The 19,659-nt window shown below is 62.3% G+C and carries 15 protein-coding genes and 1 pseudogene; 9 read left to right on the top strand and 7 right to left on the bottom strand.

Translation table 11 applies throughout. From position 1 onward, the window contains the following. Positions 1 to 23: 23 nt before the first annotated feature. Positions 24 to 662: a LysE family transporter gene (locus tag M2397_RS00135; protein WP_259242112.1), complete on the bottom strand. Its 639-nt coding sequence runs from the start codon at positions 660 to 662 to the stop codon at positions 24 to 26. Between the two features lie 137 nt (positions 663 to 799). On the opposite strand from M2397_RS00135, the gene M2397_RS00130 reads away from it, so the two are divergent. Further along, a complete protein-coding gene (locus M2397_RS00130) occupies positions 800 to 1,609 on the top strand; it encodes an AraC family transcriptional regulator (RefSeq protein WP_131700442.1) in 810 nt (269 codons plus the stop codon). Between the two features lie 6 nt (positions 1,610 to 1,615). Here the strand turns inward: M2397_RS00130 and M2397_RS00125 are convergent. Beyond that, positions 1,616 to 1,816, bottom strand: a pseudogene (locus M2397_RS00125) (flavin reductase); the annotation flags it as partial. 72 nt (positions 1,817 to 1,888) lie between these two features. Next, on the bottom strand, positions 1,889 to 2,221 hold the full coding sequence (locus M2397_RS00120) for a DUF2790 domain-containing protein (RefSeq protein WP_167654682.1): 333 nt from the start codon (positions 2,219 to 2,221) through the stop codon (positions 1,889 to 1,891). 225 nt (positions 2,222 to 2,446) lie between these two features. On the opposite strand from M2397_RS00120, the gene M2397_RS00115 reads away from it, so the two are divergent. The 3 genes from M2397_RS00115 to M2397_RS00105 all read left to right on the top strand — a co-directional run bounded on the left by M2397_RS00115 (position 2,447) and on the right by M2397_RS00105 (position 6,212). Beyond that, entirely contained in the window at positions 2,447 to 3,766 is a 1,320-nt protein-coding gene (locus M2397_RS00115; protein WP_259242111.1) for an OprD family porin, read from the top strand. A gap of 338 nt (positions 3,767 to 4,104) precedes the next feature. Next, positions 4,105 to 4,779, top strand: coding sequence for a heavy metal response regulator transcription factor (locus M2397_RS00110; RefSeq protein WP_259242110.1), 675 nt, complete (start codon positions 4,105 to 4,107; stop codon positions 4,777 to 4,779). Continuing rightward, positions 4,776 to 6,212 carry a heavy metal sensor histidine kinase gene (locus M2397_RS00105; RefSeq protein ID WP_184744900.1) on the top strand — a complete coding sequence of 479 codons (1,437 nt, stop codon included), beginning with the start codon at positions 4,776 to 4,778 and terminating at the stop codon, positions 6,210 to 6,212. Before M2397_RS00110 ends, M2397_RS00105 begins: the two co-directional genes overlap by 4 nt. Here the strand turns inward: M2397_RS00105 and M2397_RS00100 are convergent. From M2397_RS00100 to M2397_RS00090, 3 genes are read right to left on the bottom strand one after another with little or no spacing between them, the layout of a single operon-like run. Further along, the gene (locus M2397_RS00100) at positions 6,136 to 9,282 is read right to left on the bottom strand and encodes a CusA/CzcA family heavy metal efflux RND transporter (RefSeq protein ID WP_259242109.1); all 3,147 of its coding nucleotides are present in this window, start codon (positions 9,280 to 9,282) and stop codon (positions 6,136 to 6,138) included. The genes M2397_RS00105 and M2397_RS00100 overlap by 77 nt on opposite strands. An 18-nt stretch (positions 9,283 to 9,300) precedes the next feature. Continuing rightward, on the bottom strand, positions 9,301 to 10,407 hold the full coding sequence (locus M2397_RS00095) for an efflux RND transporter periplasmic adaptor subunit (protein ID WP_167657050.1): 1,107 nt from the start codon (positions 10,405 to 10,407) through the stop codon (positions 9,301 to 9,303). 18 nt (positions 10,408 to 10,425) lie between these two features. Continuing rightward, positions 10,426 to 11,646: a TolC family protein gene (locus M2397_RS00090; RefSeq protein WP_259242108.1), complete on the bottom strand. Its 1,221-nt coding sequence runs from the start codon at positions 11,644 to 11,646 to the stop codon at positions 10,426 to 10,428. A 184-nt stretch (positions 11,647 to 11,830) separates the two neighbouring features. Here M2397_RS00090 and M2397_RS00085 point away from each other — a divergent pair, with 184 nt between their 5' ends. Continuing rightward, positions 11,831 to 13,201, top strand: coding sequence for a gluconate:H+ symporter (locus M2397_RS00085; protein ID WP_092489073.1), 1,371 nt, complete (start codon positions 11,831 to 11,833; stop codon positions 13,199 to 13,201). A 3-nt stretch (positions 13,202 to 13,204) separates the two neighbouring features. On the opposite strand, the gene M2397_RS00080 is transcribed toward M2397_RS00085, so the two are convergent. Then, positions 13,205 to 14,494: an MFS transporter gene (locus M2397_RS00080; protein WP_184744910.1), complete on the bottom strand. Its 1,290-nt coding sequence runs from the start codon at positions 14,492 to 14,494 to the stop codon at positions 13,205 to 13,207. A 185-nt stretch (positions 14,495 to 14,679) separates the two neighbouring features. On the opposite strand from M2397_RS00080, the gene M2397_RS00075 reads away from it, so the two are divergent. The 4 genes from M2397_RS00075 to M2397_RS00060 all read left to right on the top strand — a co-directional run bounded on the left by M2397_RS00075 (position 14,680) and on the right by M2397_RS00060 (position 19,623). Further along, complete coding sequence (locus M2397_RS00075; RefSeq protein WP_259242107.1) at positions 14,680 to 16,098, top strand: short-chain fatty acid transporter; 1,419 nt, start codon at positions 14,680 to 14,682, stop codon at positions 16,096 to 16,098. A 125-nt stretch (positions 16,099 to 16,223) separates the two neighbouring features. Further along, positions 16,224 to 16,544 (top strand): hypothetical protein, encoded by a 321-nt coding sequence (locus tag M2397_RS00070; RefSeq protein WP_141605450.1) that lies wholly within the window; start codon positions 16,224 to 16,226, stop codon positions 16,542 to 16,544. An 87-nt stretch (positions 16,545 to 16,631) separates the two neighbouring features. Next, positions 16,632 to 18,332 (top strand): acid phosphatase, encoded by a 1,701-nt coding sequence (locus M2397_RS00065; RefSeq protein ID WP_145335629.1) that lies wholly within the window; start codon positions 16,632 to 16,634, stop codon positions 18,330 to 18,332. A gap of 121 nt (positions 18,333 to 18,453) precedes the next feature. Beyond that, positions 18,454 to 19,623 carry a hypothetical protein gene (locus tag M2397_RS00060; RefSeq protein WP_259242106.1) on the top strand — a complete coding sequence of 390 codons (1,170 nt, stop codon included), beginning with the start codon at positions 18,454 to 18,456 and terminating at the stop codon, positions 19,621 to 19,623. The last annotated feature ends 36 nt before the right edge of the window (positions 19,624 to 19,659 follow it).

Below are 19,659 nucleotides of genomic sequence, written 5' to 3'. Positions count from 1 at the left end.
GTAAGGCTTCTTACCACGGACGGTCAGCGATTCGCTACCAGGTGTGCGCCGAACAACACGTAGCAACCGCCGGCAAAACGGTCGAGCCATTTGCGCGAGCGGCTGTAGAGGTTGGCCATGTGCGCACTGGAAAACACCAGGGCCACGCAGGAATACCAGCTGAACGACAGGGTGGCCATGGTGATCACCGCCAGGGTCAGCAGCATCGGCGACGGCGACGGCGGCATGGTGGAGGCGAAGATGGTGGCGACGAACAACGCGGCCTTGGGGTTGGACAGGTTGCCCAGCAACCCCAGGCGCCAGGCGGAAAACAACGAGCGGCGCGCTTCGTCCGGCAACACGCTCTGGCCCATGGCTGGCGCCGAGCGTTTGAACAGTTTCAGCCCCAGGTAAATCAGGTAGCAGCCGCCGATGATCTTGAACGCCAGGTACAACATGGGGGCGGCGGTAAACAGCGACTTGATGCCCAGGCCACCCGCCAGCCCCCACATGATCGTGCCAGTGGACACGCCCGCCGAAGCCACCACGCCATGGCGGCGCGAACAACTGGCAGCCAACTGTGCCGTGTTGAAGAAGTTGGGCCCGGGCGTCACCACCGCCACTGTCCACAGCAGGGCCAGCGAGACCAGGGGAGCCACGTAGGCGGGGTTGATAAATTCCATTGGGCAGCTCCATCAGCGCAGGGCACGAGCAAGGAGCATAGACCTCGCCCACCGCCCGCACAATCGTACAAGACCCCGGCAGACAAGGGTTGCAGACTGGGTTAACGTATTTCCACCTCTCCTTGTGACAAGCCGCCATGGGCAAACCGACCCGCAACTTCGACTGGCTGCACCGTGCCCCGCATGCCAGCGGCCTGGACCGTATCGAGGCGTACTTTGCAGGCTTTGCCTTCGACCCGCATCGCCATGACACCTACGCCATCGGGCGTACCTTGTCTGGCGTGCAGAGTTTTCACTATCGCGGCGACATGATCCACAGCCTGCCCGGCACGACCATGGTGCTCCATCCCGATGAGACCCACGACGGCCACGCCGGCAGTGACGAAGGTTTCAAGTACCGGATGATTTACGTGGAGCCGTCGCTGATCCAGCAGATCCTCGGCGGCAAGCCGTTGCCGTTTATCCCCAGTGGTTTATCCACTGACCCCAGGCTGTTCCGCGCCAGCGAAGTGCTGCTGCAGAACCTCGATCATCCGATTGACCCGTTGCAGGAACAGGACGCGATGTTCGACCTGGCCCACGCGCTGAGCAACGCCGCTGGCGCCCTCGTCAGCCGCAAGGCGTTCGATTACGTCGCCGCCGAACGCGCCCGGGAGTTTATCCACAGCGCCCTGGGCCGCAGCATCACCCTGGATGAAATCGCCGACCACGCCGGCCGCGACCGCTGGGCATTGTCGCGGGATTTTCGCGTGCTGTTCGGCACCAGCCCCTACCGCTACCTGACGATGCGTCGGCTGGACCTGGTGCGCAGTCTGCTCGCGCAGGGACAGTCGCTGGTGGACGCCGCGCTGATCGCCGGCTTCACCGACCAGAGTCATATGACCCGGCAATTTCGCAGCACCTACGGTATGCCGCCGTCGCGTTGGGTGAAGATGCTCGGACGCTGAGTACGCTTAGAGCGAGTGCCCATCGATGGGCTCGCCGATGGTCAGGAAATGCCCTCCCGCCACATGATGCAAAGTCCGTAATTCATCATGCCCTTCGAAGTGCCGGTGGCCTTCGCTGAACACCCGCTCATCGGCATAGGCTGCGACCACTTCGCCGAGGAACAGGTCATAGGTCTGCTGGTTGTGAGGTTCGGGCAGCAGGCGACATTAAGCATGAGTCCTATGGATCAGCTCGACAGTTGGTTAGCGAACCGCCCTACGCGTTGAGCGCTAGCACATTTAACTGCCGTTATTTCGACACACGCCCATGACTTGGTACTCCAAAGTCGTGAGCTTGCCGCTGGAGTCTTCATAGGTCATGCGCGAAGGCACGGTGTTGCACGCGCGGATCGGCGGCGTCACGTTGACCACCTTGGCAATGTCCAGCTTCATTCCATAGCGATAGGCCTGCACTTGAGGCACCGGCTTGCCGTTTCTCACGGCGTAATCGGCCATGGCCTTTTCATTGCGCTCCATCATCAGGGCAAAGGTGCGATCACCGCCGCCTTCGGCCAATGCGCCGAAAGACAGGACGGCCGTTAATACACCCAGAGCGATTTTATAAAAGTTCATCACCTGTTCCTCGACTGAAAGTTCAGTGCCGAGACTAACGAACGAACCCTGACGCGATGTTCACCAGAACATTACTTATTTGTTAGGTGGTGGCGAGCTTCCAGAATTGTAATGTTCACGCCACCCAATCGTTATCCACGGTTTGCAACTATCAGCCCGGGCCAGATCAATAAGAACGCCCGCCTCCATAAGAAGCTGATAACTGCCAATACCGAGGAGCGAAACATGCGGATCCGTTATTACACCCTTCCCCTTTCACTGATCGCCACATTGCCCCTGGCAGCCGTGGCCGCGGAAGACAAACCTGAAGGGTTTATCGAGGGCAGCAGCGTGAACGTGCTGGCGCGCAACTTTTACTTCAACCGCGATGACCGCAAGAGCCAATCCAGCCCCACCGGGAATGGCTATTCCGAAGCCTGGGCCCAGGGACTGATCGGCAAATTCGAATCCGGCTTTACCCAGGGCACCGTGGGGTTTGGCCTGGACGCCTTCGCCATGGTCGGCGTGAAACTCGACTCGGGCACCGGCCGCAGCGGCGGCAAGGGCTCGTTCGGCGTGCTGCCGGTGGACAGCAACAACCATCCCGAAGACAACTACAGCAAAGTCGGCGGCGCGGCGAAACTGCGGGTATTGGACACGGTGATCAAGGCCGGCGACGTGTTCCCGCTGACCCCCGTGGTGGCCTACGGCGATTCGCGGGTGTTGCCGGAAAGCTTCCGTGGCGTGACCCTGCAGAACACCAGCCTGGACGGCCTGACCTTGCAGGGCGGGCGCCTGAGCGGTATGAGCCAACCCAACGAAAGCGGCATGAACAAAGGGTTCGCAACGTTTTACGCCGGTCCGGTCGATTCCCCCTGGATCGGCTACTTCGGCGGCGACTACACCGTGAACAAACACCTGAGCCTGAGCCTGTACAGCAGCCGCCTGAAGGACGCCTGGGACCAGTACTACGTCGGCAGCGCCGCCAGTTACCCGCTGAACGAAGACGTCTCGCTGTTCGGCGACGTCAACTACTACAAGGCTGTGGACGAAGGCAAAAAGCTGCTGGGTGAATTCGACAACACCATCTGGAGCGCCCGGCTCGGCGTGAAGGTGGGCGCCCACAGCCTGGCTGTGTCGCACCAGCGCAACAACGGCGATGACGACTTCGATTACCTGCGTCAGTCGGACTCGATTTTCCTCAACAACTCAATCCAGTACAGCGACTTCAACTCGCCCAAGGAGCGCTCGTGGATGCTGCGCTACGACCTGGACATGCAGCCATTCGGCATTCCCGGCCTGTCGTTCATGACCCGCTACGGCAAGGGCACCGGCGCCGACTACAGCAATGCCAACGCGGTGTATATGCGCCGCGATGCCGCCGGCGATCCGCTCACCGACCAACGCCGCTGGGAGCGGGATATCGAAGCCAAGTACGTGGTGCAAAGCGGCAACTTGAAGGATTTATCGCTGCGGCTGCGCCAGGCCACCGTGCGTTCAAGTTCATTTGAGTCCGACCTTGAAGAAGTCCGCGTGATTGTCGAATACCCACTGGCGATTCTTTAAGACGCACTTACATTCACTTGCCGATGCCCTACATCTCTTCACAGGTTGAAGTCTGTCAGAACTGTAATATCGGCCTCACCTTCTCGTTAAGTTGCACTTTTTATACTGCGCATCGAACACATCTCATCTCTGCAGCTTTTGTGTAGCTCCTTTGGAACAGAGATGAATTTTATACGCCCCAGCCGGGGCGTTTTTTTTGTGTGCCCGGTCAGTGACGAATCGTCGCACTGGCCTGACGCGGCTTGACCTTAAAGCTACTTCAGGCTTCAGAGTTTTCCTACAGCCTATTCAGCCTCTACGAGGCCATCTCCTTTCGTTTTCCTTGAAGGTAAATCCCCATGCGTATCCTTGTGGTTGAGGACGAGCAGAAAACCGCCGACTACTTGCAGCAAGGCCTGATCGAAAGTGGCTACGTCGTCGATTGCGCCGCCAGCGGCATCGACGGCCTGCACCTGGCCAGGCAGCACACCTATGAACTGGTGATCCTCGACGTCAACCTGCCCAACACCGACGGCTGGGAAGTACTTGAGCAACTGCGCCGTGACGGCAACCAGCGCGTGATGATGCTGACCGCGCGTGGCCGCCTGGCCGACAAGATCAAGGGCCTGGACATGGGCGCCGACGATTACCTGGTCAAACCCTTCGAGTTCCCCGAACTGCTGGCTCGTGTGCGCACCTTGCTGCGTCGCAGCGAACATATTCCGCTGCCGGATGTGCTGCGCGTCGCGGACCTGGAGTTGGACCCGCGTCGTCATCGCGCCTATCGCGGCGACCGGCGCATCGACCTGACCACCAAGGAGTTCGCCCTGCTGCATGTGTTGATGCGCCAGGCCGGCGAAGTGATGACCCGCACGCAGATCATCTCCCTGGTGTGGGACATGAACTTCGACTGCGACACCAACGTGGTCGAGGTCTCCATCAGCCGCCTGCGCGGCAAGGTCGATGACCAGAGCGAGGTCAAGCTGATCCACACCATTCGCGGCGTGGGTTATGTGCTGGAGGCACGCCAATGAGGACCAGCAGCCTGTCGATGCGCCTGGGGCTGACGGTCAGCCTGATGGGCGCGGGGCTGGTCGTGCTGCTGGCGACCCTGGCCTACCTGGCCTTGACCCATGAGCTGGAAAAGCTCGCGCGCAAGGGCCTGGAAAGCAAGATGGAACAGATCCAGCACAGCCTGGCGATGGGCCTGGACACCCACGGAATCAAAGCCCGCCCCCACTCGTTGCTGGACCTGGTGATGGGCCATGACAATTTCTACCTGACCATCGTCGGCACCGCGCCCGATAACGCCGTGCTGCTCAGTGTCGGCGCCAAACCCCAGGAACCGTTACTGACCGACTTTTCCCCCCGGGAAACCCTCGGCTACCTCAACTGGGAAGACCAAGACGGCAACCAGGTACTCAGTGCCTCCAGCCTGATGCGCCTGGCCAGCGGCGAGCGCGTGCGCGTGTTGCTGTCGCTGGACCGCAGGGATGACCAGGCGCTGCTCAGTGCCTACCTGCGCGCCACCCTCATCGCCCTGCCGATGCTGCTGATTCTTATCGGCATGGGCGCCTGGGGGCTGGTGCAACGCGGGTTGGCGCCCTTGAAGCAGTTCAGCCATATCGCCGCCCAAGTGACGACCCAGGACCTGACACACCGCTTATCCATCGACAACCTGCCCAAGGAGCTGGGCGAGTTGGCGCAAAGCATCAACGTAATGCTGAATCGCCTGGACGCCGGCGTGCAGCAGTTGTCGCAGTTCTCCGACGACCTCGCTCACGAACTGCGTGCACCGCTGACCAACCTGATGGGCAAGGCCCAGGTGACCCTGTCCCGTGAACGGCCCAGTGAGGAATACAAGGCCGGACTGGAATCCTGCACCGAGGAAATGGAGCGCCTGTCGCGCATGGTCTCCGACATGCTGTTTCTCGCTCAAGTCAGCCATCCGGCGGCGCGAGCCGGGTTCGGCACGGTGTCGCTGGGCGCGGAAGCACAACGGGTGATGGAACTGTTCGCCCTGAGCGCCGAAGACAAACACGTGACCCTCAACCTGCGCGGCGACGCCTGGGTGACGGGTGATCGCCTGATGATCCAGCGGGCCATTTCCAACCTGCTGTCCAATGCCATCCGCCACACGCCCGAAGGTTCCAGCGTGCTGCTGCTGGTGGAGACCTACGACCAGAGCGTGTCGTTGTCGGTGGGCAACCCCGGGCGTGGCATCGAAGCGCACCACCTGCCGCATCTGTTCGAACGTTTCTACCGCGCCGACAGCAGCCGTACCCGCGCCGAAGGTGGCACCGGGCTGGGGCTGGCCATTGTGCAGTCGATCATGCACCTGCATCAGGGGCACGCCGACGTCAGCAGCCAGCCAGGCCGGTTTACACGGTTCAGCCTGGTATTTCCTCTTCCTTGCGATGCGCCCACTGGTACAGCGCCGGCAGCACCAGCAAGGTCAGCAACGTAGAAGAAATGATCCCGCCGATCACCACCGTCGCCAACGGACGCTGCACTTCGGCGCCGGTGCCGGTGGCCAGGGCCATGGGGATAAACCCCAGGGAGGCCACCAGTGCGGTCATCAATACCGGGCGCAGGCGAGTCAGCGCACCCTCGTGGATGGCCACCGACAGCGAGCGCCCTTCCTCGCGCAGGTTGCGGATGAAGGCAATCATCACCAGGCCGTTGAGCACCGCCACGCCGGACAAGGCGATAAAGCCAACGCCTGCGGAGATCGACAGCGGAATATCGCGCAGCCACAGCGCCATGATCCCACCGGTCAACGCGAACGGAATCCCGGTAAACACCAGCAGCCCGTCCTTGAGGTTGTTGAACATCATGAACAACAACCCGAACACCAGCAGCAAGGCCACCGGCACCACGATTTGCAAACGCTCGGAGGCTTCCTTCAGTTGTTCGAACTGGCCGCCCCATGTGGTCCAGTAACCTGCCGGGACTTTCACCTGCGCCGTGATCGCCGCCTCGGCCTCCTCCACGAACGACCCCATATCCCGCCCGCGCACGTTGGCACTGACGATCACCAGGCGCTTGCCGTTCTCGCGGCTGATCTGGTTCGGGCCGAGCACCAGGTCCAGGCTGGCGACCTGGGACAAGGCAATAAACCCCAACTGCCCCGCCGCATTCCCGGCCAGCGCCGGCACCGGAATCAGCAGCCGCGACAAGCCGTCGATATCCGTACGCAGCGCGTCGGACAAGCGCACGACCATGTCGAAGCGGCGGTCACCTTCGTACAGCGTACCGGCCTGGCGCCCACCGACGGCGACGGCAATGGTGTCCTGCACATCGCCGACATTCAGGCCAAAGCGCGCGGCCTTGTCACGGTCGATATTGATGGTCAGCACCGGCAGGCCGGACGTCTGTTCGACCTTCACTTCCGAAGCCCCCTCGAGGCCTTGCAAGGTCTCGGCAATGTCTGCGGCGGTGGTGTTGAGCACCGCCATGTCGTCGCCAAATACCTTCACCGCCACATCACTGCGCACCCCGGAAATCAGCTCGTTGAAACGCAGCTGGATCGGTTGCGACAACTCGTACGCACTGCCCGGCACAATCGCACTGGCGCGCTGGATATCGGCGATCAGGGCTTCGCGGGACTTGCTCGGATTTGGCCATTGATCCTTCGGCTTGAGCATCACGTAGCTGTCGGAAATATTCGGCGGCATCGGGTCGGAGGCGATTTCCGCCGTACCGGTACGTGCAAATACCCGCTCGATTTCCGGCACCTGGGCCATCAAGGTTTTTTCCAGCTGCTGCTGCATCTGCACCGATTGCGTCAGGCTGGTGCCGGGCACGCGCAGGGCCTGTTGGGCGAAGTCGCCCTCACTGAGGCTGGGGATAAACTCACTGCCCATGCGGCTGGCCACCACGCCCGAGGCGACGATGGTCAGCACGGCCAGACCGAACACCAGCGGCCGGCGGGTCATCACCCAGTCCAGCACCGGCGCATAGGCCCGGCGTGCGGTACGCATCACCAGGTTTTCTTCTTCCTTGACCTTGCCGGTGACGAACAGCGCAATCGCCGCCGGCACGAAGGTCACCGACAAAATCATCGCCCCCAGCAGCGCGATCACCACGGTAAACGCCATGGGGTGGAACATCTTCCCGGCCACACCGGTGAGGGCGAAGATCGGCAGGTACACGACCATGATGATCAGTTGCCCGAAGATCAGCGCACGCCGCGCTTCCTTGGCCGCCGCGAACACCTCGTGCAGGCGCTCGCTGCGGGTCAGCAAGCGACCATGGCGCTGCTGCGCATGGGCCAGGCGGCGGATGGCGTTCTCGACGATCACCACTGCGCCGTCGACGATAATGCCGAAGTCCAGCGCGCCGAGGCTCATCAGGTTGGCGCTGACTTTGTTGGTGAACATGCCAGTAAAGGTGAACAGCATTGCCAGGGGAATCACCATCGCGGTGATCAGCGCCGCGCGGATATTGCCGAGGAACAGGAACAGCACCGCGACCACCAGCAGCGCACCTTCGAAGAGATTTTTCTTCACAGTAGCAATGGCTTTTTCGACGAGGTTGGTGCGGTCGTAGACGGTAACCGCCACCACGCCTTCGGGCAGCGAGCGGTTGATGTGTTCGAGCCTGGAAGCCACCGCCTGGGACACGGTGCGGCTGTTTTCTCCGATCAACATAAACACCGTGCCCAGCACCACTTCGCGGCCGTTTTCCGTGGCGGCGCCGGTACGCAGCTCACGGCCGATCTCGACCTGGGCGACATTGCGCACGCGGATCGGCGTGCCGTCGGACGTGGTGATGACGATATTGGCGATGTCGTCGATGGACGCCACCTGCCCCGGCGCGCGGATCAACAATTGCTCGCCGCTGCGCTCGATGTACCCGGCGCCGACGTTGGCGTTGTTGCGCTCCAGTGCCGTGACCAGATCGTTCAAGGTCAGGTTGTAGGCCGCCAGGCGCTTGGGGTCCGGGGCGATCTGGTATTCCTTGGCGAAGCCGCCGATGGTGTTGATCTCGGCCACACCGGGCACGTTGCGCAGTTGCGGCTTGATAATCCAGTCCTGGATCACCCGCAGGTCGGTCGGCGTGTAGGGCGTGCCGTCGTCCTTGCGGGCGCCCTCTTCGGCCTCCACGGTCCACAGGAAAATTTCCCCGAGGCCGGTGGAAATCGGCCCCATCGCGGTTTCGATCCCCGTAGGCAATTGCTCGCGGGCCACCTGCAGGCGCTCGTTGACCAACTGGCGGGCGAAGAACAGGTCGGTGCCGTCCTTGAAGATCACCGTCACCTGGGACAAGCCGGAGCGTGACAACGAACGGGTCTGCTGCAGCCCCGGCAAACCGGCCATCGCGGTTTCGATGGGAAAGGTAATGCGCTGCTCGGTTTCCAGCGGCGAAAAACCGGCCGCCGCCGAGTTGATCTGCACCTGCACATTGGTGATGTCGGGCACCGCGTCGATGGGCAGTTTCTGATAGCTGGCGATGCCGACACCGGCCATCAACAGCACCGCCAGCAGCACGATGATGCGCTGCTCGATGGCGAATTGGATAAGGCGCTCAAACATGAGAAATCACTCGCAGGATCAATGGGCGTGCTCGGCCGAGCCCTTGCCCAATTCGGACTTGAGGATGAAGCTGCCGGTGGTAGCCACCTGGGCACCGGCCTCCAGACCCTGGCGCACTTCGACGTAGCCGTTTTCACTGGCGCCCAGTTCGAGATGGCGGGTGATAAAACCGTCTGGCGTGCGCACGAATACCGACGGTTTTTCCTCGACGGTCTGGATCGCCGCTTGCGGCACGGTGACCTTGGCCTGGTAGGTGTCCGTGGCCAGTTGCACGGTGACAAACAGCCCTGGACGCCAGGCGTCATCGGGGTTTGGCACCGTCACACGCACAGTGGCGGTACGCGTTTGCTCGCCGAGCAAATTGCCGACATAGGCCACGGTGCCCTGCACATCGGTGCCCATTTCCGTGGAGCTGACCTTCACCGGTTTGCCGAGCCGGACCTTGTTTAAATCCTTGGGAAATACGCCGAAGGTGACCCACACCTGTGACAGGTCAGAAAGCGTGAAGGCATTGCTGGTCTCACTCACCACCTCGCCGACACCGAGGTGTTTTTCCACCACCACGCCTGCGAACGGCGCACGCAGTTCGTAACGATTGCCGCCGACCAGCACGGTGTTGCCGCTAAGTGCGGTCATTTTTTGGCGGGCATTGTTCAAGGCGATTTCGGCTTCTTGCAGGGTTTGGCGCGCCAGCAGGTAATCCTGCTCGGCGGAGATCTTGTCCTGCCACAACTGGCGTTCACGCTGGAAGGTAATACGCGCCAGTTCAACCCGACGCTCGCTGGCCGCCAGCTCACTGCGCTGGTCGGAAATCTGCTGGCTGGCGATCACCGCGAGCAGCTCGCCCTTCTTCACTGCCTGGCCAAGATTGACCTTCACCGACTCCACCACGCCGGCCGCACGCGGGACGATATGCGAGGTGCGGTCTTCGTCGAAACGCACCTCCCCCGGCAGCGTCAGCAGTGTGCTGATCGACCGGGGTTGGGCCTCGGCGAGTTCGATGCCGGCGGCCTGGATTTGCTGTTCAGTCAGCTCGAGCGTGCCTTCTTCTTCCTCGGCGTTGGTAACGCCGGACAGCATCAGGCCCAAGGCGACGGCAAGCGCCACGCCGTGTCGTTTGTTCATAAGGCACTCCAGAAAAAATCAAAACCGGGCGAGGTCGCCGTAAATCCGTTCGATGCGCAGCCAGGCATCAGTGGCCTGGGCGGTGGCCGCAAGGTATTGGGTGCGCGCCGCGATCAGGGTGCGTTGGGCGTCGAGCACGTCGAGGAAGTTGAACTTGCCCATCTCGAAGCCGCGGGTGGCGCTGTCCACCGCGCTTTGGGCGGCGGGCAGGATCTGCTGGTTGAATGCGCGCACTTCGGTGTTCGCGGTTTGCCACAGGTCCAGGGCCTGGCGCGTTTCGGTACGCAGGCGCAATTCGGCAGCGTTGCGCAGGTCGCGGGCCTGGTCGGCACGGCGCGTGGCGGCAAGTACGTTGCCCTGGTTGCGGTTGAACAACGGAATCGGCATCGATACACCGACCAGGTTCACCCGCTCGCGCACACTGGCGTCGTATTGACTGCCAATGGACACATCCAGGTCGGGAATCCGCTGGGCTTTTTCCAGGCCCACGCTGGCTTCGTTCTGCACGATCTGCAGTTCGGCCAGACGCAGTTCGGCGGTCTGTTCAAGGCGCGCCAACAGTTGCGTGGCGGACGGCAACGGCGGTGTGGAGTGGCTTGGCATGGCGACGGCCTGGAAGTCGGTCGCCGCGCTGCCGGTACTGGCGGCCAGGCGGCGATAGGCGTCGGTGAGGCCCATTTGCGCGCGGTTGAATTCGAGGCGGATCTCCGACAGTTGCACCTGGGCCCGTGTGGCTTCCACCGGTGAGGATTTGCCGGCGGTCACGCGGCCGTTGGCGACCACCAGCCCGCGCTCGGCCAAGGCCAGGGAGCGCTGGGCCAGGTCGAGACGTTCCTGGGCGCGCAGGGCACCGTAGTAGCCGTCGATCACTTCGGCGCGCAACGTATTGCGGCGCTGTTCCAAGGTCAGTGCGGCGGCGTCCTGGGCACGCGTCGCTACGTCAATGCGGGCACCGCGCTTGCCACCCAGCTCCAGGGTTTGGCTTAGCTTGAGGGTGGTGGTGCGCGTATCGCGACGTGTGTCTTCGGCATCCCAGGACGCCACCGGATTGGGGATCAGCCCGGCCTGCTGGCGACCGCCCTCGGCGATCTCGATGTCCCATTGCGCAGCCGCCAGGTCGGGGTTGTTGGCGAAGGCGGTTTGCAGGGCGGCGTCGAGGGTGAGGGTTTGTGCCTGGGCAATGCTGGCAGCTCCCCACAACAGCGTCGCGCCCAAGAGTTTTTTAACGGAAATTGCCATACGAGAGTTCCACGCCCAAGAAGTCCAAGCGGGGGCAATGTAGCGTTCGCGACTTATCAGAGCGGTGGAGCAAAGATTACAAATCCGACAGCAATGGCTCTGCGGCGGGCGTTATCGGGTATGCTTTTGGGGCAGGAAACAAAAAGAAACAATTTTCCCAACCTGTTCGATAAGGAGTCCCGCCTTGGCGTTATCGACTGCCGCGTGGATGGTTCACGACACCCGCCTCATGCTCTGCGTACTACTGGCCATCGCCAGCATCATCGTGCTGATCAGCGCGACCAAGTTGCCGCCATTCCTGTCGATCCTGATCGGCACCTTTATCGCCGGGGTCGGCGCCGGGCTGCCAGCGGAAGAGGTGGCCAAGGCCTTCAGCAAGGGCGCCGGGGCGATCCTCGGTGAAGCCGGGATCATCATTGCGCTGGGCTCGATGCTGGGTGCGCTGATGGCAGAATCCGGCGCGGCCGATCGCATCGCCACCACCCTGCTCGGGCTGGGCAAGGGCAAGTCGTTGCCATGGGTGATGGCGCTGGTGGCGATGGTGATCGGCCTGCCGCTGTTCTTCGAAGTGGGCCTGGTGATGATGGTGCCAATCATCTTTGTGATGGCCAAACGTTCGAACCAGCCGCTGTTGAAAATCGCCATCCCGGCGCTGGCGGGCATGACCACCTTGCACGCCTTGATGCCACCGCACCCGGGGCCGCTGATTGCGGTGGGCGCGTTGCACGCCGATCTGGGCCTGACCATGTTGCTGGGCTTTTGCCTGGCGGTGCCGGCGGTGATCCTCGCCGGGCCGCTCTATGGCAACTGGCTGTCCAAGCGCCTGCATGTGGATGAGCCGGCCGACATCGGCGCGCTGTTCAGCGCCCCGCCCAAGGCTCCGCGCCAGCCGAGCTTTGGCGTGTCATTGCTGATCATTCTGTTGCCGGTGATTCTGATGCTCGGCAGTACCTTGGCCAAAGTCGCGCTGCCAGCGGAAAGCAGCGTGGGCCTGACTCTGAAATTCCTCGGCGAACCACTGATCGCCCTCGGCCTGGCGGTGATCGCCGCCGTGATCTGCCTGGGCTGGGCCGCCGGGATGCCGCGCGCCGAAGTCGGCAACACCCTGCGCAAGGCCCTCGCGCCCATCGCCGTGTTGCTGTTGACCATCGGCGCCGGCGGCGGCCTCAAGCAAACCCTGCTCGACGCCGGCGTCAGCCAGACCATCAGCAAAGTCGCCGAAGGCGCGCACATGCCGTACCTGCTGCTGGCCTGGTTGATCGCGGTGGCGCTGCGCCAGGCCACCGGCTCGGCCACGGTCGCCACCACCACGACCGCCGGCATCCTCGCGCCGATGATGGCCGGGTTGGCGGCGACGCAAAGCTCACTGGTGGCGCTGGCGATCGGCGCCGGCTCGGTGTTCTTCTGCCACGTCAACGATGCGGGGTTCTGGATGGTGCGCGAGTACTTTGGCTTGCAGCTGAAGCAGACGATTTGGGTATGGTCGGTGTTGCAGACAATTGTTTCGGTCGTCGGGTTGGTCGGTACGCTGGTGCTGTGGCACTTCTTGACCTGACCTTCAGGCCGCCAACGTGTGGCGCTTACCAAACAGCGCCACACTCGCCACCCCCACCGCGCCCATTACCACGCAATACGCCACGCAAATCCACGGGCTGGTCGGCATCAGCGCGATCAGCATCAGCGGCGTAGTACTTGCCCACAGCGCATAGGCGATGTTGTAGGTGAAGGAAATGCCCGACACCCGCACCTGCGCCGGAAACAGGCCGACCATCACCGACGGCACCGCACCGACCACCCCGCAACTCAAGCCCGCTACCGCGTACGCCGCACCAAGCCAGATGCCGCCGCTGATCAGGCTGGCGTACAGCAGGAAAATACCCACTGGCAGCAGCAGGCTGTAGACCAGCACCGCGCGCCAGGCACCGATGCGGTCCACCAGCAGGCCGGCGAGGACGCAGCCGATATTCAGGAAGACGATGCCCAGGGCGCTCAAGGCAAAGGTGTGGCTGGGGCTCATGCCGAAGGTTTTCTGCATCATGGTCGGGGTGATGACCACCAGCACCACCACGGCGGAGGTGAGCACGCAGGTGAGGATCATCGCCGGCAGCAGCACGGCGCGATGGTCACGCAGTACGGTGCGCAGCGGCATCTCGGCGGCGGCCTGGCGGCGGGCCTGCATTTCGAGAAATACCGGGGTTTCGCTGAGCCAGCGCCGCAGCCACACGCCGATCACGCCGAACACACCGCCGAGCAGGAAGGGAAAACGCCAGGCGTAGTCGAGGATTTCGGCCGGGGTAAAGACCTGCGCCAGCAGCGTGGCGGTGAGGGCGCCGAGCAGGTAGCCGAAGGTCAGGCCCGCTTGCAGGAAGCCCAGGGCATAGCCACGATGGTTGCGCGGTGCGTGTTCGGCGACAAAGGTCCAGGCGCTGGGCACTTCACCGCCCACCGCAGCACCTTGCAGCACGCGCAGCACCAGCAGGATCAGTGGTGCGAAATAACCGATCTGTGCGTAGGTGGGCATGATCCCGATCAGCAGGCAGGGCAATGCCATCATCAGGATGCTCAGGCTGAACACGCGTTTGCGCCCCAGGTGATCGGCGAAGTGCGCCATCAGGATGCCGCCCAGCGGGCGCGCCAGGTAACCGGTGACGAAGATGCCGAAGCTTTGCAGCAGGCGCAGCCACTCGGGCATTTCTGGCGGGAAGAACAGTTGGCTGAGGGTCAGCGCGAAGAACACGAAGATAATGAAGTCGTAGATTTCCAAGGCTCCGCCCAGGGCGGCCAGGCCCAGGGTTTTGTAGTCGGAGCGGGAAAAACGCTGCGCCTGTGGAACAGAGGTGGCAGTCATGTTGAGGCTCGGCAGACAAACAAAATGGCGTGCAGGTTATGAGCTGAGTCGGTTGATGGCAATCGCGGCAGATATATTTGTTTTCCTCATGGATCGATGAAGATAACTGCATTCCCATATCAATGGCCGTAGCGGAACATGCCGGAAAATTGCCGACACCATAATAAATACAAGAGGAAAGACTCGTGGCCGATGCTATCGAAGAAAGCCGCTATGCCCGATTTGCCCTGCGCTGCTCGAACTTTGCCGAGCGCTGGTTCCCCGACTCCTGGGTATTCGCCGCCCTCGCCGTGATCATCGTCGCCGTCGCGACCCTGGGCATGGGCGCGGCGCCGGCCGAAGCCGCCAAGGCTTTTGGCGACGGGTTCTGGAGCCTGATCCCGTTCACCATGCAGATGGCCTTCGTGGTGATCGGTGGTTACGTGGTCGCCAGCTCGCCGCCGGCGGTCAAGCTGATCGACCGCCTGGCACGCATCCCGAAGAACGGCCGCTCCGCCGTGGCGTGGGTCGCGTTGATTTCCATGGTGGCGTCGCTGCTCAACTGGGGCCTGTCCCTGGTGTTCGGCGGTTTGCTGGTGCGTGCGCTGGCCCGTCGTACGGATTTGCGCATGGACTACCGTGCTGCGGGTGCGGCGGCCTACCTTGGCCTTGGTGCGGTGTGGGCATTGGGGCTGTCGTCTTCGGCCGCACAATTGCAGGCCAACCCGGCCAGTTTGCCGCCGTCGATCCTGTCGATCACCGGGGTGATCCCGTTTACCGACACCATCTTCCTGTGGCAATCCGGCGTGCTGTTGCTGGCGCTGATCGTGGTGTCGCTAATCATCGCCTACGCCACCGCGCCCGGCCCCAACAGCGCCCGTGACGCCAAGGCCTGTGGCGTCGACCCGGCCTTCAACCTGCCCAAGCTGCAACCACCGACCCGCCCCGGCGAATGGCTGGAACACAGCCCGTTGCTGACCATTCTGCTGGCATTGCTGGCGGCGGGCTGGTTGTTCCATGAATTCTCGACCAAGCCGGCGATCAGCGCGATTTCAGGGCTGAACACCTACAACTTCCTGTTCATCATGGTCGGCGCCCTGCTGCACTGGCGCCCGCGCAGCTTCCTCGATGCGGTGGCCCGTGCAGTGCCGACCACCACCGGCGTATTGATCCAGTTCCCGTTGTACGGCTCGATTGCGGCACTGATGACCGTGGTCAAGGGCGGCGACGGCCAGACCCTGGCGCACCATATCTCGACCTTCTTCACCTCCATCGCCTCCCACGACACGTATGCCCTGCTGATGGGCGTGTACTCGGCGGTGCTGGGTTTCTTTATTCCGTCAGGCGGCGGCAAGTGGATTATCGAAGCGCCTTATGTGATGCAAGTGGCCAATGACCTGCAATACCACCTGGGCTGGGCGGTGCAGATCTACAACGCCGCCGAAGCGCTGCCGAACCTGATCAACCCGTTCTATATGCTGCCGTTGCTGGGGGTTTTAGGGTTGAAGGCGCGGGATTTGATCGGGTTTTCGTTTGTGCAGCTGCTGGTGCATACGCCGCTGGTGTTGTTCCTGCTGTGGGCATTGGGGACGACGTTGAAGTATTTGCCGCCCGTCATGCCGTAGAGCACGGTGTTTCTGATGAAGTGCTTCGGGGTTGCCCTACTCAATAAGATGACAACCCCTGACTCCTCCTGCCAGCCCCTTTGATTAACCTTGGCTGCCTCCTCACATAGCACAAGGAAAATCCGATGACACCCTTATCCAAATCACTGGAGCAGTTGCTCGATGATATTTACAAGGACGACAACGTATCGTTCGTCGAGTACAAGACCCTGCGAGACGACGCCGATCGCCGCATGGACGCTGTTATCAAGGAATTCGGCCTGCATAACAACGTGACGGCCTTCCAGAAGGCCATAGATGTGGCCATGCAACTGCTACAGACCAGCGTTATCGATGCAAAAAAAGCCACCCTGACTGACACCGGCGAGGCAATCGTCAAGGATGCCGTGACGGCTCAGGTGGAGTACTTGCGCGCCGGCAGCCAATTGGCACTGCGTCTGCTGTGATCACCTGACTGTCTTCGTTCCGTCACATTGCATTGCTACCGTCCTGCGAAATATCTTGCAACATCTCGCCAGCAAGGACTCCCCGCAATGAGTGATGATCACGAAGACCGCCCTTCCCCCGATTCCATAGCCCAACCGCCGGTAGACACCGGCCGTCGGCGCTTCCTGGGGGGCGCGGCGGTGTTGGGGGTGGGCGCGACCTTGAGTGCCTGCGGCAACAGCAGTGAGGCGCCCGGCAAGCCCGTGGCGCGACCGCTCACGCCGCAGGAGCTGGACAAGGCGTTGCGCGACCAGGTGAAGACCGTGGTGGTGATCTATGCCGAGAACCGCAGCTTCAACAACCTGTTTGCGGACTTCCCAGGCGTTGAGAAACCGCTGTCGGCGCTTTCTGCCGCCGACACGCAGCAACGCGACCGCGACGGCAGCCTCTTGACCACCCTGCCCCCGACCTGGGGCGGTGTGCTGCAAGTAGGCCCGCAAAGCGTGGATGGGGTGACTTACCCCAGCGAAGTGCAATTCCAGGAAAACCTGCCCAACGCGCCGTTCGCCCTCAAGGGCCCGAACGCTGAAGACCTGCCTTTGAGCCTCGTCACTCGCGACTTGTGGCACGTGTTCTACCAGAACCAGATGCAGATCAACGGCGGCAAGAACGACGGTTTCGTCGCCTGGGCCGACTCCGGTGGCCTGGTCATGGGCCATTACGCCCAGAGCCGTTATTCCCTGCGCCTGTGGGACGTGGCCAAGGAGTTTGTGCTCTGCGATAACTTCTTCCAGGGAGCGTTTGGTGGCTCGTTCCTCAACCATCAATACCTGATCAGCGCCACCGCGCCGTTTTACCCGAATGCCGCGCAGTCGGTGGCCAAGGCGCAGATCGCCACGCTGCAAAGCGATGACCCCACCGACCCGCGTCTCAAGCCGCTGGATAAATCCCCGGCCAGCGCCATGACCGGCCCGCCGCAGTTCGGCCCCAGCGCGCTGACCCCGGACGGCTACGGTGTGAACACCCTGGCGCCGCCTTACTGGCCGACCTGGATTCGTGACCCGGAAAACCCGGACTACGCAAAAGCCGACCTGCCCAACGTGCTGGTGCCGCAGACCCACGAACATATCGGCGACAAGTTGTCGAAAAAGAACGTCGACTGGGCGTGGTACGCCGGGGCATGGCAGGCAACGCTGGATCAGTTCAAGGATTCGGGCGGCATTCCGAAGATTCCAAACTTCCAGTACCACCACCAGCCGTTCAACTATTTCAAGCAGCAAGGCCCCGAGAACCGTGCGGAGCGTGACAAGCGCCTGCGCGATGGCGGTTTGGGCGATGAGGCGAGCACCAACAAGTTCTTCGCCGATGCCCAGGCCGGCAAGCTGCCGGCCGTGAGTTTCTACAAGCCACAGGGCAACCTGAACATGCACGCGGGTTACGCTGACATTGCCTCGGGCGACCGCCATATCGTCCGCGCCTTGAAGGTGCTGCAGGAAAGCCCGCAGTGGAAAAACATGGTGGTCGTGGTGACCGTCGATGAAAACGGCGGCTGGTGGGACCACGTCGCCCCACCCAAAGGCGACCGCTGGGGCCCAGGCACGCGGGTCCCGGCGCTGGTGGTCTCGCCCTTCGCGCGCAAAGGCACCGTGGACCATACGGTGTACGACACCGCGTCGATCCTGCGCTTGATAACGCGGGTCTTCCAGCTGGAGACCCTGGACGGGCTCAAGCAACGCGATGACGCCATGATTGCCCGCGGCCAGAAACCCATGGGGGATTTGAGCAACGCGTTGCAGTTCAGCGTGTAGGACGCTTATCCAATAGCGACATGCCTGGCGATTTAGCACGCGGTTTTCCTGGTCAACCGCTACTGTGAGGGGGTGGGCTTTCATCCCGCGCAGACGGGCTTTCGCTGACAAGGAATCAAGTATGTTCAAACCGACCAGGTTGTCCTTCACCGTGGCCGCACTGATGGCCAGTGCGGTCGTACACGCCGACATCGAAGTCCCTCTGGGCAGCACGCAACGGGTCACCCAGTTGTTCGCTTACCCCAATAACTGCAATGTGATCTGCTTTCGGCCGTGGACGCTGGAGCAGACCGCCGAGCACTACCTCAACCAAAGCCTGCAGCGCGACGGCTACAGCCGAGCCAAGGTCAGCGTCAAAAACCATGAAGGGCAGCTCGCCGCGACCTTCAGCGGTGTACCCGACAGTTACGGCCGGCCCCTGACCGCGCTGCTCAACACCGCCGACCTGGCCTACCAAGGCGCCAGCAAACTCAACAGCGACGGCAAGTGGGCTTACAACTGGTACCTGTTCCTGCCACTGGGCATGGCCCTGGAAAACCGCAAGAGCATCGAGCTGCTGCATTTTCCGCCGGATTATTCGCTGACCCAGGCCCAGGATTACCTGGAGTCGGCCACCACCGACCGCTGGGCCAGCCTGCTTACCGATAACGGCGTGCCGGCCACCGAAACCCCGGCCTACCAGACCATCATCGATATCGCGCCCATCGCCGCCCCTTCCAATGCGGGCAAGGACCTGGAGAACGTCTATAGCTACTTCACCGACTACCAGACCCGCATGGTCAGCGAACTGAGCCTGCACCCCAACGGCTCGCTGCCAATGGTCGCGTTCGGCGCGCCGGTGCGCAGCTGGATCAAACAACAATACGGGCAAACCGTGGGTGTGCTGGGCCTGGCGCAGATCAGCCCTGCCGCGGGCAAGACCGTCTCGGTGCTGGGCGCCAACCACCCCAGCTACATCTGGTACGCGGCCAGCCCGGACACCTATGACGGTAACGAGCAGCAAGCCGACGATGCGGGTTTAAAAGTGATGGGCCAGGACTTGAGCGCCGCCTGCTGGCAGGCCGGAATGGGCCAGAAACCGGCGAGCGATCCGAATGTACTGCTCAAGGCCTGCATGAACACCTGGCAGGTCACGCGCAAAGAGCAGACCTGTGAGTTGTTCTACACCTCGGTGCGCAATCTGACCCCGGAACAGGCGAACGCCAAATGCGCCACGCCCGCGATCAAAACGCAGCTCAAACAGCTGAAGAACACAGCGCCCGCCCCCACCATCACGGCGCCGGTGCTGTAGACAGCCAAAAAAACCGATTTCTACTGTCAAAGTTGA

The organism is Pseudomonas sp. BIGb0381, assembly GCF_024809815.1.
Lineage (GTDB): Bacteria > Pseudomonadota > Gammaproteobacteria > Pseudomonadales > Pseudomonadaceae > Aquipseudomonas.
The sequence above is the reverse complement of the archived record's forward strand: the minus strand, read 5'-3'. Positions and strand labels throughout refer to the sequence as shown.

Excerpts from the sequence above, each read along its gene's own strand:
- M2397_RS00135 (WP_259242112.1), bottom strand. The coding sequence starts at position 662 with ATGGAATTTATCAACCCCGCCTACGTGGCTCCCCTGGTCTCGCTGGCC.
- M2397_RS00130 (WP_131700442.1), top strand. The coding sequence starts at position 800 with ATGGGCAAACCGACCCGCAACTTCGACTGGCTGCACCGTGCCCCGCAT.
- M2397_RS00120 (WP_167654682.1), bottom strand. The coding sequence starts at position 2,221 with ATGAACTTTTATAAAATCGCTCTGGGTGTATTAACGGCCGTCCTGTCT.
- M2397_RS00115 (WP_259242111.1), top strand. The coding sequence starts at position 2,447 with ATGCGGATCCGTTATTACACCCTTCCCCTTTCACTGATCGCCACATTG.
- M2397_RS00110 (WP_259242110.1), top strand. The coding sequence starts at position 4,105 with ATGCGTATCCTTGTGGTTGAGGACGAGCAGAAAACCGCCGACTACTTG.
- M2397_RS00105 (WP_184744900.1), top strand. The coding sequence starts at position 4,776 with ATGAGGACCAGCAGCCTGTCGATGCGCCTGGGGCTGACGGTCAGCCTG.
- M2397_RS00100 (WP_259242109.1), bottom strand. The coding sequence starts at position 9,282 with ATGTTTGAGCGCCTTATCCAATTCGCCATCGAGCAGCGCATCATCGTG.
- M2397_RS00095 (WP_167657050.1), bottom strand. The coding sequence starts at position 10,407 with ATGAACAAACGACACGGCGTGGCGCTTGCCGTCGCCTTGGGCCTGATG.
- M2397_RS00090 (WP_259242108.1), bottom strand. The coding sequence starts at position 11,646 with ATGGCAATTTCCGTTAAAAAACTCTTGGGCGCGACGCTGTTGTGGGGA.
- M2397_RS00080 (WP_184744910.1), bottom strand. The coding sequence starts at position 14,494 with ATGACTGCCACCTCTGTTCCACAGGCGCAGCGTTTTTCCCGCTCCGAC.
- M2397_RS00070 (WP_141605450.1), top strand. The coding sequence starts at position 16,224 with ATGACACCCTTATCCAAATCACTGGAGCAGTTGCTCGATGATATTTAC.
- M2397_RS00065 (WP_145335629.1), top strand. The coding sequence starts at position 16,632 with ATGAGTGATGATCACGAAGACCGCCCTTCCCCCGATTCCATAGCCCAA.
- M2397_RS00060 (WP_259242106.1), top strand. The coding sequence starts at position 18,454 with ATGTTCAAACCGACCAGGTTGTCCTTCACCGTGGCCGCACTGATGGCC.